Below are 15224 nucleotides of genomic sequence, written 5' to 3'. Positions count from 1 at the left end.
CCAGGTCTCGCCCGTCCGTACGAACCGAGTGCGGGTACGGAAGCGCGTCAGAACCTGCGACCGGAGGAGTGCAGTGGCAGCCAACGACCGGGCAGCAGCTCCCGGAAAGTCCGGTGGGAGTGCCGGTTCCGATCGCCTGATGCGCGCCTCGCTGAGCGCCGTGGCACCCGGTACGGCTCTGCGGGACGGCTTGGAGCGGGTCCTGCGCGGCAACACCGGTGGGCTCATCGTCCTCGGCTCCGACAAGACGGTCGAAGCGATGTGCACGGGCGGTTTTGTACTGGATGTCGAATTCGCGGCAACCCGGCTGCGGGAGCTGTGCAAGCTGGACGGCGGCATCGTGCTGTCGTCGGACCTGTCGAAGATCCTGCGCGCGGGCGTCCAGCTGGTCCCGGACCCGACGATCCCCACGGAGGAGACGGGCACGCGGCACCGCACTGCGGACCGGGTCAGCAAGCAGGTCGGCTTCCCCGTGGTCTCCGTCTCCCAGTCGATGCGGCTGATCGCCCTCTACGTCGACGGTCAGCGCCGCGTCCTGGAGGACTCGGCGGCGATCCTCTCCCGCGCGAACCAGGCGCTGGCCACGCTGGAGCGGTACAAGCTCCGCCTGGACGAGGTCGCGGGCACGCTGTCGGCGCTGGAGATCGAGGACCTGGTGACGGTCCGGGACGTGTCGGCGGTCGCACAGCGGCTGGAGATGGTCCGCCGCATCGCCACCGAAATCGCTGAATATGTGGTCGAACTGGGCACGGACGGCCGGCTTCTCGCCCTCCAGCTGGAGGAGTTGATCGCCGGGGTCGAGCCCGACCGCGAACTGGTCGTCCGGGACTACGTGCCCGAGCCGACGGCGAAGCGCTCTCGCACGGTCGACGAGGCCCTGGCCGAACTGGACGCCCTGACGCACGCGGAGCTTCTCGAACTCGGCACCGTCGCACGTGCACTGGGGTACACGGGCTCGCCCGAAACCCTCGACTCCGCGGTGTCGCCGCGCGGCTTCCGGCTGCTCGCCAAGGTTCCGCGCCTGCCGGGCGCCATCATCGACCGGCTGGTGGAGCACTTCGGCGGTCTGCAGAAGCTTCTTGCCGCCAGCGTGGACGACCTGCAGACCGTGGACGGTGTGGGCGAGGCCCGGGCGCGGAGCGTGCGGGAAGGACTGTCGCGCCTGGCCGAGTCGTCCATCCTGGAGCGGTACGTCTGAGTTCGGGGCCGGGCGCCCATTGAGGCGGGGCCAGGTGTCGTCGGGCGACTGCGTGTCCGTCGTGGCTGGTCGCGCAGTTCCCCGCGCCCCTGGGGTGTTGCAGTGCCGTCGGCTGCGTCGTGCCGCCGTCCAGTCCGTCGTCTAGTCCGCCGACAGTACGAACGAGGCCTGGGCCTTCCCGAGCCCGGGGGCCTTGGCTTCCAGCAGGTACGTGCCCGCCTTGGCCGAGCCGGCAGGCGGCGTCGCACAGTGCGCGGCACTCGGCTTCCGGTCCCACTTGACGGTGTACGTGATGGTCTGACCGGACGGCACCCGGAAGACCAGGCTCCCCGCCCCCTCGGGACAGTCGTCCGACGACCAGTACGTGTCGTCGCCGTCCGCCGGCGTGATCGTCAACACCGCGCGCTTCGGCCCGAGATCGACCTTGCAGTCGGCCGACGAACCGTTCCTGGCGGTGAGTTCGAAGGTCGGCGTCTGGTCCGGCGAGTAGGAGTTGTGCTTGCTGCGCAGGCTCAACTCCAGCGCGCCGGACGTGCAGTCGGGCAGCGTGGAGGACGCCGGGAGCGCGTCGCCCGCGCCGACCCGACCGCCGCCGGAGCCCGAGCCGCCGCCGGACCCGGCGGACCCTGCGGAGCCGTCGGCCGAACCGCCCGAGTCGCCGTTCCCGCCGGAACCCGAGCCGGAACCGCCGGAGTTCTCGTCGCCCGACTCGTCGCGTCCGCCGGGGGGTTGGCTGTAGGCGGGACCGGACTCGGACGGCCCGGGAGTGATCGTGTGCGTGGGGTTCTTGTCGTTGGATCCGTCGGCGTCGTTCTTGCCGCTCCCGCCGCCGGCGATGACGATCCACGTGATCACCAGCGCCGTCAGGGCGAGCACGGACAGCAGTACGGCCCTCCGACGCCAGTAGATGGAGGAGGGAAGCGGCCCGACCGGATTGCGCAGAGATCCCACGGCGCAAACTGTACGAGAGATCACCGCGCTTGCTCGCCCCACCCGCCGCGCGAGCACCAACTTTTCCGGATCATCATCCCGGTAACTGCCGCCACGAACACGGTTTTTCGCCATTCGCCACGCTCAGTGATCGCGCCATCACACACCATGCCCGGCAACCCGTGGCAGGATCGGGAATGCCATGACTGAGATGCTCCACGCCCCCGTGATCGCCTGGTTCGACGTCCACGCCCGCGACCTCCCGTGGCGCCGCCCGGAAGCGGGCCCCTGGGGCGTGATGGTCAGCGAGTTCATGCTTCAGCAGACACCGGTGAGCCGGGTACTGCCCGTCTACGAGGAGTGGCTGGCCCGCTGGCCGCGCCCCGCCGACCTTGCGAAGGAGGCGCCGGGCGAGGCGGTGCGCGCCTGGGGCCGGCTCGGCTACCCGCGCCGCGCCCTGCGCCTGCACGGCGCCGCGGTCGCCATAACGGAACGGCACGACGGGGACGTACCGACGGAGCACGCGCAGTTGCTGGCGCTGCCCGGGATCGGCGAGTACACGGCCGCAGCGGTGGCCTCGTTCGCGTACGGGCAGCGGCACGCGGTGCTGGACACCAATGTCCGCCGGGTCCTCGCCCGGGCGGTGACGGGCGTGCAGTACCCGCCGAACGCGACGACGGCCGCGGAGCGTCGGCTGGCGCGGGAGTTGCTGCCGCAGGACGACTCGACCGCCGCGCGGTGGGCCGCCGCCTCCATGGAGCTGGGTGCACTGGTGTGCACGGCGAAGAACGAGGGCTGCCTGCGCTGCCCGATCGCCGCACAGTGCGCCTGGCGGCTGGCGGGCAAGCCGGAGCACTCGGGGCCGCCGCGCCGCGGACAGACGTACGCCGGCACCGACCGGCAGGTGCGCGGCAAGCTGCTGGCCGTACTGCGGGAGGCGCACGCGCCGGTGCCGCAGACGGTGTTGGACCGGGTGTGGCACGAGCCGGTGCAGCGCGCCCGGGCGCTCGACGGGCTGGTGGCGGACGGTCTGGTGGAGCCGCTGCCGGGCGGTCTGTATCGGCTGCCGCTCAGCTGACGGACAGCCAGATCACAGCCGATGGGGGCACGTTACAGAGCATCGGCACGCTTAAACCGCCCCGAACCTGGACATAAAGGCTGCTCGCTTTACCCCGTTCCTACTTCCGTTACACAACCGACGGATAGCCGATTGCCAGCCGCAGGCTGGTCCGCACAGCCCCGTGACAACCGCTCCGTAGTTTCTTCTCCGTGCCCGGCAGACCACGGGCCACGGGGACAGCGGGACTTCCGGCACGAGAGCCGGAAGCACTACGGGGAACGGAGGCGGTTGATCATGGCGCAGGGCGAGGTGCTCGAGTTCGAGGAGTACGTCCGCACCCGGCAGGACGCGCTGCTGCGCAGCGCCCGCCGGCTGGTGCCGGACCCCGTCGACGCCCAGGACCTGCTGCAGACCGCGCTGGTACGGACGTACGGCCGCTGGGAGGGCATCGCCGACAAGCGGCTCGCCGACGCCTATCTGCGCCGGGTCATGATCAACACGCGGACCGAGTGGTGGCGGGCGCGCAAGCTCGAGGAGGTACCGACCGAGCAGCTGCCGGACGCCTCCGTGGAGGACTCCACCGAGCAGCACGCCGACCGGGCCCTGCTGATGGACGTCATGAAGGTGCTGGCTCCGAAGCAGCGCAGTGTCGTGGTGCTGCGACACTGGGAGCAGATGTCCACAGAGGAGACGGCCGCGGCCCTCGGCATGTCGGCCGGTACGGTCAAGAGCACGCTGCACCGGGCGCTCGCCCGGCTCCGCGAGGAGCTGGAAGCCCGCGATCTGGACGCACGCGCGCTGGAGCGTGAGGAGCGGGAGCGTTGCGCGGCCTGACCGGGGCCGGGCCCGAACGGGTCCGAGGCAGTACACAGGCGGTGATCGCGGCGGGGGCCGTGCTCGCCGCCCTCGGCCTTTTGGCCGTCGCCGCGTGCGGCAGCGGGGGCACGGGCGCCCGGGACGAGGGCCCGGCGCACGGCTCGGCGGTGGCAGGGTCCGTCACCTCCCCCTCCCCCAGCGCCTCCGAGCGGTACCGCCAGGTGGACGCCGTGGCACTGCTCAGGAGCGACCCCGAGGTGTCGACGGCGGTCAAGGCCGAGCTGAAACCGTGCGACGGCGGCAAGTACCAGGTCGACGTCAAGTACGGCGATCTGACCGGCGCCGCGGTGGACGACGTCGTCATCAACGTGATGACCTGTGCCGACTGGGTCGGTATCGCCTCGTACGTGTACCGGGACGAGGACGGCGCGTTCAAGAACGTCTTCAAGAGCGAGGACTCCCCGGTCTACTCGGAGATCGACCGGGGGACCCTGTCGGTGTTCCGCCAGTACTACGAGAAGGGTGACCCGATCTCGACCCCGTCCGGTGACGTCCTCACCCCGTACACCTGGAAGGCGGGACGGTTCGTCGCCGGCAAGCCCATCCGCAACGAGTACAGCAACGCCCCCGACGACGGCGCACAGGCCGCGCCCGACAACTGATCGCCCATACGCACACCACGAGGACTGAGAGCACCTGGGATGGCAGACCAGACCCACGTTCTGTTCGTCGAGGACGACGACGTCATCCGCGAGGCCACCCAGCTCGCCCTGGAGCGGGACGGCTTCGCGGTCACCGCGATGCCCGACGGCCTGTCGGGCCTGGAGGCGTTCCGTGCGAACCGCCCCGACATCGCGCTGCTGGACGTCATGGTGCCGGGACTGGACGGGGTCAGCCTGTGCCGCCGGATCCGCGACGAGTCGACCGTGCCGGTGATCATGCTGTCGGCTCGCGCCGACTCCATCGACGTCGTCCTCGGGCTGGAGGCGGGCGCCGACGACTACGTGACCAAGCCGTTCGACGGTGCCGTGCTGGTCGCCCGGATCCGTGCGGTGCTGCGCCGGTTCGGGCACGCAGCCGGTGCGGCGCAGGCGGAGGAGTCCGCGTCCGCGGTCGCCGGCACGCTGGTCTTCGGGGAGCTGGAGATCGACACCGACGGCATGGAGGTGTGCCGGGCCGGGCAGCCGGTGGCGCTCACCCCGACCGAGATGCGGCTGCTGCTGGAGTTCTCCTCTGCGCCGGGCAGCGTGCTCTCCCGGGACAAGCTGCTGGAGCGCGTGTGGGACTACGGCTGGGGCGGGGACACCCGGGTGGTCGACGTGCATGTGCAGCGGCTGCGGCAGAAGATCGGCCAGGACCGGATCGAGACGGTCCGCGGCTTCGGCTACAAGCTGAAGGCCTGAGCGGAGCGGCGGTATGCGGGGGATTCTTCGGCGCCCGGTCCGGCGGGTGGAGCAGGCGCAGCTGCGCACCGGGCTCAGATGGAAGCTGAGCGCGGCGATCGCACTCGTGGCCGGTCTGGTGGCGATCGTGCTGAGCCTGGTCGTGCACAACGCCGCCCGCGTCTCGATGCTGGACAACGCGCGCGAACTGGCCAACGACCGCCTGCTGCTGGCCCAGCGCAACTACGAACTGAACCGGGGCCCGGTCTTCCCGTACGTCAAGATCGACGACCCGGAGCTGCCGGCCGCGCTGCGCGAGAGCGTGGAACGGGGCCGCCGGGCCAGCGACGTCTCCGAGCGCGGCGGGATCCCGGACATCTGGGCGGCCGTACCGGTGAAGGACGGGCGAGTGCTGTCCGTGCACATCCATCTGCCGGACCGCAGCACCGACATGCTGGACGACCTCGACCAGGCCCTGGTCATCGGCTCGGTGTCGGTCGTGCTCGGGGGCAGCGCGCTCGGGGTGCTGATCGGCGGCCAGCTGTCCCGCCGGCTGCGCAAGGCGGCGGCCGCCGCGAACCAGGTCGCCAGGGGCGAGACCGACGTCCGGGTGCGCGAGGCCATCGGCGGGGTGGTGCGCGACGAGACCGACGACCTCGCGCGCGCGGTGGACGCCATGGCGGACGCACTGCAGCAGCGCCTGGAGGCCGAGCGGCGGGTCACCGCCGACATCGCGCACGAGCTGCGCACCCCGGTGACGGGTCTGCTGACGGCGGCCGAGCTGCTGCCGCCCGGCCGGCCGACCGAGCTGGTCCTGGACCGGGCCAAGGCGATGCGCACCCTGGTCGAGGACGTCCTGGAGGTGGCCCGCCTCGACAGCGCCTCGGAGCGGGCCGAGCTGCAGGACATCATGCTGGGCGAGTTCGTGAGCCGGCGTGTGGCCGCCAAGGACCCGGAGATCGCCGTGCGGGTGGTGCACGAGTCGGAGGTCACCACGGACCCGCGGCGCCTGGAGCGGGTGCTGTTCAACCTGCTCGCCAACGCGGCCCGGCACGGCCGGCCGCCCATCGAGGTCACAGTCGAGGGCCGGGTCATCCGGGTCCGCGACCACGGGCCCGGCTTCCCCGAGGAACTGCTCGCCGAGGGGCCGAGCAGGTTCCGCACCGGCAGCATGGACCGCGCGGGCCAGGGCCACGGGCTGGGCCTGACCATCGCGGCCGGACAGGCCCGCGTGCTCGGCGCCCGGCTGACGTTCCGCAACGTACGCTCCCCGGGCGCGCCCGCTCATGTCCCCGCCGAGGGCGCGGTGGCCGTCCTGTGGCTCCCGGAACATGCCCCCACCAGCACAGGCAGCTATCCGATGCTGCCGGTGTCGGGCGGCCACTGAACGACGGCCCCGGACCGGGCAGGCGGAGAGGGCGAGCCGGGTGTGCCGGCCCTCCCCCGGTGCCGCCGGCCGCAGCCCCACCTCGTCCTCGCCGACGTGCGGCGGCGAACCGGCACGGACGCACAGCGCCCGGCACAGGGCCACCCGCACGGCCGTGTGGTCAGCCAGCACCGCGGGTGCGGCGGTCAGCACCATGGGTACGGCGGTCAGCACCGCGGGTGCGGCGGTCAGCCGAAGTCCGCGGTCACCCGAGGTCCGCGGTCACCGAAGTCCGCGGTCACCGAAGTCCGTGGTCACCCGAAGTCCGTGGTCACCCGAAGTCCTTGGAGAAGTCCAGCTCCTCGCTACGCTCGGTCAGCGAGTACCAGTTGCCGTTGTCGTCGCGGAAGATGGCCTCGACGCCGTACGGCCGCTCCTTCGGCTCCTGGAGGAACTCCACCCCCCGCGCGCGGAACGTCTCGTAGTCCCCCCGGCAGTCGTCCGTGTGGAACGCCCCTGCCCCCAGCACCCCCTTGGCGACCAGCTTCTTCAGCGCCTCGGCGGACTCGGGGTCCAGACCCGGCCCGTCCAGGCTCATCAGCGCCAGCTCCACCCCTGGCTGCTCCTTGGCGCCGACGGTGACCCAGCGCATGTCGCCCACGGCGAGGTCACTGCGCACCTCGAAGTCCAGCTTCTCGGTGAAGAAGGCCTTCGTCCGCTGCTGGTCGGTGGTCCATACGGTGGTGATGCCCAGGCCCTTGATCATGGCTCCGCTCTCCTGTCGTGAGGCTGCTGTTCCTGCTCGTCACCGTAGGCAGGGCCGGGCGCGGGGCGCTTCTTCGATGTTGCGGTGCCGAAGCCGCCGGCCCACAGCATGGCGTAGCAGCCGGGTATGAGTGCGGCACCGCGGCCCACGTGCTTGGTGCGGTACTCGCTGGGGGTGAGCCCGGTGCGTGCCTTGAACCGGGCGGAGAACGTGCCGAGGCTGCTGAAGCCGACCAGTGTGCAGATCTCGGTCACCGTGAGGTTGGCGCTGCGCAGCAGTTCCTCGGCCCGCTCGATGCGCCGGTGGGTCAGGTACTGGCCGGGCGTCTCGCCGTACGCCTCCTTGAAGGCGCGCAGGAAGTGATACCGCGAGTACCCGGCATGAGCCGCCACCGCGTCCAGGTCGAGCCCGGGGTCGGCCCAGTCGCGGTCCATGGCGTCCTTGGCCAGGCGCAACTGGCGCAACTTGTCCATGGGCCGATGGTGACACGGGGGTCTGACAACGGGGCCGGACCGGTGTCGGCCGGTACGGCAGCCTCGTACACCCGCTTTCCGGGCGAGCGAGAGAGGCGCGCGCTTCCGGGCGAGCGACACGGGCACGAGCTTCCGGGGCAAGCGAGGCGGGCAGGCGGGCGGGTGAGCCGCGAACGGCCGAAGGCCCGCGGTGGCGGACACGCACCGGGGCCTTCGGACTCGGTCGGAGGTCAGACGGCCTCGACCACGGCCGGCGGCACCGCATCCGCGCCCTCGGTGGAGGGCTTCTGCGGCCCGCCCTTCAACGGCACTTCCTTGACGAACAGCGCCGCGATCAGCACCAGCACCGCGATGCCGGCACCGAGCAGGAAGGCGGAGTGCGTGCCCGCGGACACCGCGTGCTGGTAGGCCTCCCGGGCCGGCAGCGGCAGCTTGCTCAGGCTCTCCGCGTCCAGCTGCGCCGACTTCTCGGTGATGTTCTTGCCCAGCGCGCCGGCCCGCTCGGCCATCACGTCCTGGACCCGGTGGTTGAACAGGGCGCCCATGATGGCCACGCCGAAGGAGGAGCCGAGCGTACGGAACAGGGTGGTGGAGGAGGACGCCACGCCCATGTCCTTCATCTGCACGCTGTTCTGCGCGACCAGCATGGTGATCTGCATCAGGCAGCCCATGCCGGCGCCGAGGACGGCCATGTAGAGGCCGGAGGTGACCCGGGTGGTCTCCGTGTCCATGATCGACAGCAGATAGAGGCCGACGATCATCAGCGCACCGCCGGCGATCGGGAAGACCTTGTAGCGGCCGCTGCCGGTGGTGACGCGTCCGGCGACCATCGACGTCACCAGCATCGCGCCGAGCATCGGCAGGAGCAGCAGACCGGAGTTGGTCGCGGAGGCACCCTGCACGGCCTGTTGGTAGAGCGGCAGGAACAGGGTGGCGCCGAACATCACGAAGCCGGTGATGAAGCCGATGAGTGACATCAGGGTGAAGTTGCGGCTCTTGAAGATGTGCAGCGGCAGAACCGGTTCAGCGGCCCTGGTCTGCCAGAACACGAACCCGACCAGCGAGGCCACGCCGATGCCGGTCAGCTCCATGATCCGCGCCGAGGTCCAGGCGTACTCGCTGCCGCCCCAGGTGGTGACCAGCACGATGGAGGTGATGCCGACGGTCAGCAGGACGACGCCGAGGTAGTCGATGCCCGCCTCGGCCCGCTTCCTCGGCAGGTGCAGCACGGCGGTGACCAGTGCGAGGGCGACGGCGCCGAGCGGCAGGTTGATGTAGAAGGCCCAGCGCCAGCCCCAGTTGTCGGTGATGGTGCCGCCGACCAGCGGGCCGCCGATCATGGCGAGCGCCATGACGCCGGCCATCATGCCCTGGTACTTGCCCCGCTCCCGCGGCGGCACGAGGTCGCCGATGATCGCCATGACGCCGACCATCAGACCGCCGGCGCCGAGGCCCTGCACGGCCCGGAATCCGATCAGCTGGCCCATGTCCTGGGCCATGCCGCTCAGCGCCGAGCCGACCAGGAAGATCACGATCGAGCTGAGGAAGGCGCCCTTGCGCCCGTACATGTCACCGAGCTTGCCCCAGATCGGGGTCGAGGCCGCGGTGGCCAGGGTGTACCCGGTGACGACCCACGACAGGTGCTGCAGGCCGCCCAGTTCGCCCACGATCGTCGGCATCGCCGTACCCACGATCATGTTGTCGAGCATCGCGAGCATCATCGCGATCATGAGCGCGAGCAGAATCACGCGCACACTCGCGGGCTTTTTACTCTCCGTGACGTTTCCGGCCCTGTCCGCCATCGTCTTCTCACTCCCCCGTCGCGGCCACTTACTTGCCGCCCGGCTAGTTGACTACACTGCGGGAAGGTAGACCTGTCACTAGCCGGTCGTCAAGTAAGTTTCCGCGGGAGCGCGAGGAGTACGAGGATGGGCGTCACCATGGACGGCACCAAGCAGCAGCGCCGCGGCAACACCCGCCAGCGCATCCAGGACGTGGCGCTCGAGCTCTTCGCGGAGCAGGGGTACGAGAAGACCTCCCTGCGCGAGATCGCCGAGCGACTCGACGTCACCAAGGCGGCCCTGTACTACCACTTCAAGACCAAGGAAGAGATCATCGTCAGCCTCTTCGAGGACCTGACGAAGCCGATCGAGAACCTCATCGAGTGGGGCAGGCAGCAGCCGCACACGCTGGAGACGAAGCAGGAGATCGTACGGCGCTACAGCGAGGCGCTGTCCGGCGCGGAACCGCTCTTCCGGTTCATGCAGGAGAACCAGGCGACGGTACGGGAACTGCGCATCGGCGACGCCTTCAAGGACCGCATGCGCAACCTGCGGGACATCCTGATGAACCCGGAGGCGGAACTGGTGGACCAGGTGCGCTCCGTCAGTGCGTTGTTCACGCTGCACGCCGGGATGTTCGTGATGCAGGACCTGGAAGGCGACCCCGAGAAGAAGCGCGAGGCCGTTCTCGAGGTCGCCCTTGACCTGGTCACGCAGGCGCACGAGCGCACCCGCGGGAAGGACTAGGTCAGACCTTCACACCCTTGGCGCGCAGGAACGCGACCGGGTCGACGGCCGAGCCGTAGTTCGGGGTCGTACGGATCTCGAAGTGCAGGTGCGGGCCGGTGGAGTTGCCGGTCGAGCCGGACAGGGCGATGTGCTGGCCGGTCTTGACGACCTGGCCGATCTTGACGTCGACCTGCGACAGGTGCGCGTACTGCGAGTACGTGCCGTTGCCGTGCTCGATGACGACGGCGTTGCCGTACGCCGGGCCGTCACCGGCGCCGTTGGGGCCGGCCTTGACGACGGTGCCGCCGTGCGCGGCGACGACCTCGGTGCCGGTCGGCACGGCGAAGTCCTGGCCGCTGTGCTTGGCGGCCCAGTGGTTGCCGGCCTGGGCGAAGCTCGCCGAGAGCGTGTACTTGCCCACCGGGTCGACCCAGGAGGCGGCGGACGGAGCGGCGGCGCTCGCGACCCCGGTCCCCAGTACGGCCGTGGCGCCGATTCCGGCGGCCAGGACGGCCACGCGGTTGCGGTGCGAGGACGGACGGGCGGAGCGGGACGTGAAGCGTCGGAACATCGGGACCTCGTGGACTCGGGAACAGATCAGCCACCCGGCGCACAGACGTCCACCAGAGCGGCCATTCCTTGGTAACCGAGCAGCCCGCCGGTGCGGAACCCCCCTCTCTACGGCGTCGGTTAGTAGACGAGCGCGACGCCGTCCGCTTCTCCGCAGACCCTGCACCCCTCGGCCACCGCCCCTGACGACGCCTTTTTCCCCGGGGAGACACGGAACCTAAAGTCCCTTTTATCCACCTATTTGATCTCACTACCCCCCTTAGTAGGTGACGTACGCCCTATGGGCCATATCACGGGCACACCAAGCCGACGATCACAGAAATGTGACGCAGGCCTCTAGGCACCTACCGTCCGGTAACCCTACGGTTCCCCTCGCGCCACCCTCACCTCAGATCATGCTCCTGACATTTCAGGACGCGTACGGACGCACATCGACGTGAGAGGACCCCCCACCGATGACCACACGCCCCTGGGCGCGCAGCATCACCGTGACCGCCGTATCCGTGGCCGCCTTCGCCGCGCTTGCCGCCCCGGCCCAGGCGGCGGACACCACGGCGGCCGCCAGCGGCTCCACCGCCGCCGCCAAGGTCGACTACGCCACCTGGCAGCAGGACTGCCAGGCGGTGATGAACCAGGCCCTGCCGTACGTCAAGGACCGCATCGCCGCCGCCAGGCCGGGCGAGAAGCAGGCCATCGTCTTCGACATCGACAACACCACGCTGGAGACCGACTTCGGCTTCAGCTACCCCCAGCCGGCCAACAAGCCCGTCCTGAACGTCGCCGAGTACGCCCAGGAGCACGGCGTCTCCCTCTTCTTCGTCACCGCCCGCCCGGGCATCCTGTACTGGCCCACCGAGTACAACCTCGAGCACGACGGGTACGACGTCTCCGGCCTCCGCGTGCGCGGCCTGTTCGACCTCTTCAAGGATGTCGCCGCCTACAAGACCGCCCAGCGCGTCGACATCGAGAAGCAGGGCTACACGATCATCGCGAACATCGGCAACAGCCCCACGGACCTCTCCGGCGGCCACGCCGAGAAGGCCTTCAAGCTGCCCGACTACAACGGGCAGTTGTCGTAACGCGGACCGGGACCGCTGGTCGGGCTCCATCCGTACGTCGTGCGCACACGAGCGTGGCGGATGGAGCCGGCCGTACCGGGCAGCAAGCTGTTCTCCAGCCTGATCGGCCCGCTGGTGAAGAAGCTGTTCGCGCAGGACCGGCCGGGCGCGGGACCGGCCGACAGGCCGGTCAGGCTGGCGGCGCTCGTGTAGGAGGAGCCGGATGGAGCGTTGGCGGTGCTGCGGATGCGATCTGAGCGCCCTGTCGCCGTTCGGCTCACTGTCTCGGCTGTGGGTCGACAACTGCCGGGCTGCATAGGGTCTGGAGCACCTGTGCACTCTTATGCTGCTCGGCACCGAGGATTTCTCCCGGCTGGCGCGCAGCTTGCCGCATGTGCGCTCAGTGATCGTCGAGAGCCAACCCGGGCACTACTTGCCCCTCTTCCGCGTCTCGGACCACTTCCCTGAGGCGGAAGTCACCCTGCACCGGCGCTGAAGACGCCGGAAGGGGCCGGCGCCCGAAGGCACCGGCCCCTCACTCGGCTGATCGCCGGAGGCTTACGCGTCCTTGCTCAGGTTCGGCCCGGCACCGCCGGCCGCCTGCTCGATCGGCGGGACGTCCGGCAGCGCCGACTTCTCCTCACCCCGGAAGGTGAAGGTCTGGGCGTCGCCCTCGCCCTCGGTGTCCACGACCACGATGTGACCGGGGCGCAGCTCGCCGAAGAGGATCTTCTCCGACAGCGTGTCCTCGACCTCGCGCTGGATCGTGCGGCGCAGCGGTCGCGCGCCCAGCACCGGGTCGTAACCCTTCTTGGCCAGCAGTTCCTTGGCGGACTGGGACAGCTCGATGCCCATGTCCCGGTCCTTCAGGCGCTCGTCCACCTTGCCGACCATCAGGTCGACGATCCGCAGGATGTCCGCCTGCGTCAGCTGCGGGAACACGACCACGTCGTCGACGCGGTTCAGGAACTCGGGGCGGAAGTGCTGCTTCAGCTCGTCCGACACCTTGTTCTTCATGCGCTCGTAGTTGGTCTTCGTGTCACCCGCGGCGGCGAAGCCGAGGTTGAAGCCCTTGGAGATGTCCCGGGTGCCGAGGTTGGTCGTCATGATGATGACCGTGTTCTTGAAGTCCACGACCCGGCCCTGGGAGTCGGTCAGGCGACCGTCCTCCAGGATCTGCAGCAGCGAGTTGAAGATGTCCGGGTGCGCCTTCTCGACCTCGTCGAAGAGGACGACGGAGAACGGCTTGCGGCGGACCTTCTCGGTCAGCTGGCCGCCCTCTTCGTAGCCCACGTATCCGGGCGGGGAACCGAAGAGACGCGACACCGTGTGCTTCTCGCTGAACTCCGACATGTCGAGGGAGATCAGCGCGTCCTCGTCGCCGAAGAGGAACTCGGCGAGTGCCTTGGAGAGTTCGGTCTTACCGACGCCGGACGGGCCGGCGAAGATGAACGAACCACCCGGGCGCTTCGGGTCCTTCAGACCGGCACGCGTACGGCGGATCGCCTTCGACAGCGCCTTGACGGCGTCGTTCTGGCCGATGACCCGCTTGTGCAGCTCATCTTCCATGCGGAGCAGGCGGCTGGACTCCTCCTCGGTCAGCTTGAAGACCGGGATGCCGGTGGCCGTGGCGAGGACCTCGGCGATCAGCTCGCCGTCGACCTCGGCGACGACGTCCATGTCGCCGGCCTTCCACTCCTTCTCCCGCTTGGCCTTGGCGGCCAGGAGCTGCTTCTCCTTGTCGCGCAGCGAAGCGGCCTTCTCGAAGTCCTGCGAGTCGATCGCGGACTCCTTGTCCCGGCGGACGGCGGCGATCTTCTCGTCGAACTCGCGCAGGTCCGGCGGAGCGGTCATCCGGCGGATGCGCATCCGGGAGCCGGCCTCGTCGATCAGGTCGATCGCCTTGTCCGGCAGGAAGCGGTCCGAGATGTACCGGTCGGCCAGGGTGGCCGCCTGGACCAGGGCCTCGTCCGTGATGGAGACGCGGTGGTGCGCCTCGTACCGGTCGCGCAGACCCTTGAGGATCTCGATCGTGTGCGGCAGGGACGGCTCGGCGACCTGGATGGGCTGGAAGCGGCGCTCCAGGGCCGCGTCCTTCTCCAGGTGCTTGCGGTACTCGTCCAGGGTGGTCGCACCGATGGTCTGCAGCTCACCGCGGGCCAGCATCGGCTTCAGGATCGAAGCGGCGTCGATGGCGCCCTCGGCGGCACCCGCACCGACCAGCGTGTGCAGCTCGTCGATGAACAGGATGATGTCGCCGCGGGTGCGGATCTCCTTGAGGACCTTCTTCAGGCGCTCCTCGAAGTCACCGCGGTAGCGGGAGCCGGCGACCAGGGCGCCGAGGTCCAGCGTGTAGAGGTGCTTGTCCTTCAGCGTCTCGGGCACCTCGCCCTTGACGATGGCCTGGGCGAGGCCCTCGACGACGGCGGTCTTGCCGACGCCGGGCTCACCGATCAGCACCGGGTTGTTCTTGGTACGGCGGGACAGCACCTGCATGACCCGCTCGATCTCCTTCTCGCGCCCGATGACCGGGTCGAGCTTGGACTCACGAGCGGCCTGGGTGAGGTTCCGGCCGAACTGGTCGAGGACGAGGGAGGTCGAGGGGGTGCCCTCGGCCGGGCCGCCGGCGGTGGCGGTCTCCTTGCCCTGGTAACCGGAGAGCAGCTGGATGACCTGCTGCCGCACCCGGTTGAGGTCTGCACCCAGCTTGACCAGGACCTGGGCGGCGACGCCCTCGCCCTCACGGATCAGGCCGAGCAGGATGTGCTCCGTGCCGATGTAGTTGTGGCCCAGCTGAAGGGCCTCGCGGAGCGACAGCTCCAGGACCTTCTTGGCACGGGGGGTGAAGGGAATGTGACCGGACGGGGCCTGCTGGCCCTGGCCGATGATCTCCTCCACCTGCTGGCGGACCGCCTCAAGCGAAATGCCGAGGCTCTCCAGGGCCTTAGCGGCGACACCTTCGCCCTCGTGGATGAGACCCAGGAGGATGTGCTCGGTGCCGATGTAGTTGTGGTTGAGCATCCGGGCTTCTTCCTGAGCCAGGACGACAACCCGCCGCGCGCGGTCGGTGAACCTCTCGAACATCGTTAATCGCT

At 69.7% G+C, this 15224-nt stretch carries 15 protein-coding genes; 9 read left to right on the top strand and 6 right to left on the bottom strand.

The genetic code is table 11. The features are described 5' to 3' along the window. Positions 1-73: 73 nt before the first annotated feature. Positions 74-1198 carry a DNA integrity scanning diadenylate cyclase DisA gene (gene disA / locus ACZ4SF_RS31115; RefSeq protein WP_073901036.1) on the top strand — a complete coding sequence of 375 codons (1125 nt, stop codon included), beginning with the start codon at positions 74-76 and terminating at the stop codon, positions 1196-1198. 141 nt (positions 1199-1339) lie between these two features. Here disA and ACZ4SF_RS31110 read toward each other — a convergent pair whose 3' ends face one another. Then, positions 1340-2149 (bottom strand): hypothetical protein, encoded by an 810-nt coding sequence (locus tag ACZ4SF_RS31110; RefSeq protein WP_468390901.1) that lies wholly within the window; start codon positions 2147-2149, stop codon positions 1340-1342. Between the two features lie 181 nt (positions 2150-2330). On the opposite strand from ACZ4SF_RS31110, the gene ACZ4SF_RS31105 reads away from it, so the two are divergent. The 5 genes from ACZ4SF_RS31105 (at position 2331) to cseC (ending at position 6773) form a co-directional block, all read left to right on the top strand. Continuing rightward, positions 2331-3206 carry an HhH-GPD family protein gene (locus tag ACZ4SF_RS31105; protein WP_468390898.1) on the top strand — a complete coding sequence of 292 codons (876 nt, stop codon included), beginning with the start codon at positions 2331-2333 and terminating at the stop codon, positions 3204-3206. A 276-nt stretch (positions 3207-3482) separates the two neighbouring features. Next, positions 3483-4022, top strand: coding sequence for a SigE family RNA polymerase sigma factor (locus ACZ4SF_RS31100; RefSeq protein ID WP_055703482.1), 540 nt, complete (start codon positions 3483-3485; stop codon positions 4020-4022). Beyond that, positions 4010-4666 carry a hypothetical protein gene (locus ACZ4SF_RS31095; protein ID WP_468390895.1) on the top strand — a complete coding sequence of 219 codons (657 nt, stop codon included), beginning with the start codon at positions 4010-4012 and terminating at the stop codon, positions 4664-4666. The genes ACZ4SF_RS31100 and ACZ4SF_RS31095 overlap by 13 nt, the downstream gene beginning before the upstream one ends. Before the next feature lie 39 nt (positions 4667-4705). Beyond that, positions 4706-5407, top strand: coding sequence for a two-component system response regulator CseB (cseB, locus tag ACZ4SF_RS31090; RefSeq protein WP_468390892.1), 702 nt, complete (start codon positions 4706-4708; stop codon positions 5405-5407). A gap of 13 nt (positions 5408-5420) precedes the next feature. Next, a complete protein-coding gene (cseC, locus tag ACZ4SF_RS31085) occupies positions 5421-6773 on the top strand; it encodes a two-component system sensor histidine kinase CseC (RefSeq protein WP_468390889.1) in 1353 nt (450 codons plus the stop codon). 310 nt (positions 6774-7083) lie between these two features. Here cseC and ACZ4SF_RS31080 read toward each other — a convergent pair whose 3' ends face one another. From ACZ4SF_RS31080 to ACZ4SF_RS31070, 3 genes are all read right to left on the bottom strand, one after another. Beyond that, complete coding sequence (locus ACZ4SF_RS31080) at positions 7084-7518, bottom strand: VOC family protein (RefSeq protein ID WP_468390886.1); 435 nt, start codon at positions 7516-7518, stop codon at positions 7084-7086. Next, positions 7515-7991, bottom strand: coding sequence for a helix-turn-helix transcriptional regulator (locus tag ACZ4SF_RS31075; protein ID WP_468390883.1), 477 nt, complete (start codon positions 7989-7991; stop codon positions 7515-7517). The genes ACZ4SF_RS31080 and ACZ4SF_RS31075 overlap by 4 nt, the downstream gene beginning before the upstream one ends. 230 nt (positions 7992-8221) lie before the next feature. Further along, positions 8222-9793 carry an MDR family MFS transporter gene (locus ACZ4SF_RS31070; protein ID WP_468390880.1) on the bottom strand — a complete coding sequence of 524 codons (1572 nt, stop codon included), beginning with the start codon at positions 9791-9793 and terminating at the stop codon, positions 8222-8224. A 126-nt stretch (positions 9794-9919) separates the two neighbouring features. Here ACZ4SF_RS31070 and ACZ4SF_RS31065 point away from each other — a divergent pair, with 126 nt between their 5' ends. Continuing rightward, positions 9920-10519, top strand: a complete 600-nt coding sequence (locus ACZ4SF_RS31065) for a TetR/AcrR family transcriptional regulator (protein ID WP_468390877.1) — start codon at positions 9920-9922, stop codon at positions 10517-10519. Position 10520: 1 nt separating this feature from the next. On the opposite strand, the gene ACZ4SF_RS31060 is transcribed toward ACZ4SF_RS31065, so the two are convergent. Further along, positions 10521-11072, bottom strand: a complete 552-nt coding sequence (locus tag ACZ4SF_RS31060; RefSeq protein WP_468390874.1) for a M23 family metallopeptidase — start codon at positions 11070-11072, stop codon at positions 10521-10523. 454 nt (positions 11073-11526) lie between these two features. On the opposite strand from ACZ4SF_RS31060, the gene ACZ4SF_RS31055 reads away from it, so the two are divergent. Both ACZ4SF_RS31055 and ACZ4SF_RS31050 read left to right on the top strand, forming a co-directional pair. Continuing rightward, positions 11527-12150, top strand: a complete 624-nt coding sequence (locus tag ACZ4SF_RS31055) for an HAD family acid phosphatase (protein ID WP_468390871.1) — start codon at positions 11527-11529, stop codon at positions 12148-12150. Positions 12151-12189: 39 nt separating this feature from the next. Next, positions 12190-12342, top strand: a complete 153-nt coding sequence (locus ACZ4SF_RS31050; RefSeq protein ID WP_468390989.1) for a hypothetical protein — start codon at positions 12190-12192, stop codon at positions 12340-12342. A gap of 345 nt (positions 12343-12687) precedes the next feature. On the opposite strand, the gene ACZ4SF_RS31045 is transcribed toward ACZ4SF_RS31050, so the two are convergent. Continuing rightward, positions 12688-15213 carry an ATP-dependent Clp protease ATP-binding subunit gene (locus ACZ4SF_RS31045; protein ID WP_468390868.1) on the bottom strand — a complete coding sequence of 842 codons (2526 nt, stop codon included), beginning with the start codon at positions 15211-15213 and terminating at the stop codon, positions 12688-12690. Between the last annotated feature and the right edge of the window lie 11 nt (positions 15214-15224).

The organism is Streptomyces sp. NPDC027663, assembly GCF_055566415.1.
The sequence above is the reverse complement of the archived record's forward strand: the minus strand, read 5'-3'. Positions and strand labels throughout refer to the sequence as shown.

What these genes read in the sequence shown, in the direction of transcription:
- ACZ4SF_RS31105 (WP_468390898.1), top strand. Translation starts at nt 2,331, where the DNA reads ATGACTGAGATGCTCCACGCCCCCGTGATCGCCTGGTTCGACGTCCAC.
- ACZ4SF_RS31100 (WP_055703482.1), top strand. Translation starts at nt 3,483, where the DNA reads ATGGCGCAGGGCGAGGTGCTCGAGTTCGAGGAGTACGTCCGCACCCGG.
- cseB (WP_468390892.1), top strand. Translation starts at nt 4,706, where the DNA reads ATGGCAGACCAGACCCACGTTCTGTTCGTCGAGGACGACGACGTCATC.
- cseC (WP_468390889.1), top strand. Translation starts at nt 5,421, where the DNA reads ATGCGGGGGATTCTTCGGCGCCCGGTCCGGCGGGTGGAGCAGGCGCAG.
- ACZ4SF_RS31080 (WP_468390886.1), bottom strand. Translation starts at nt 7,518, where the DNA reads ATGATCAAGGGCCTGGGCATCACCACCGTATGGACCACCGACCAGCAG.
- ACZ4SF_RS31075 (WP_468390883.1), bottom strand. Translation starts at nt 7,991, where the DNA reads ATGGACAAGTTGCGCCAGTTGCGCCTGGCCAAGGACGCCATGGACCGC.
- ACZ4SF_RS31070 (WP_468390880.1), bottom strand. Translation starts at nt 9,793, where the DNA reads ATGGCGGACAGGGCCGGAAACGTCACGGAGAGTAAAAAGCCCGCGAGT.
- ACZ4SF_RS31065 (WP_468390877.1), top strand. Translation starts at nt 9,920, where the DNA reads ATGGGCGTCACCATGGACGGCACCAAGCAGCAGCGCCGCGGCAACACC.
- ACZ4SF_RS31060 (WP_468390874.1), bottom strand. Translation starts at nt 11,072, where the DNA reads ATGTTCCGACGCTTCACGTCCCGCTCCGCCCGTCCGTCCTCGCACCGC.
- ACZ4SF_RS31055 (WP_468390871.1), top strand. Translation starts at nt 11,527, where the DNA reads ATGACCACACGCCCCTGGGCGCGCAGCATCACCGTGACCGCCGTATCC.
- ACZ4SF_RS31045 (WP_468390868.1), bottom strand. Translation starts at nt 15,213, where the DNA reads ATGTTCGAGAGGTTCACCGACCGCGCGCGGCGGGTTGTCGTCCTGGCT.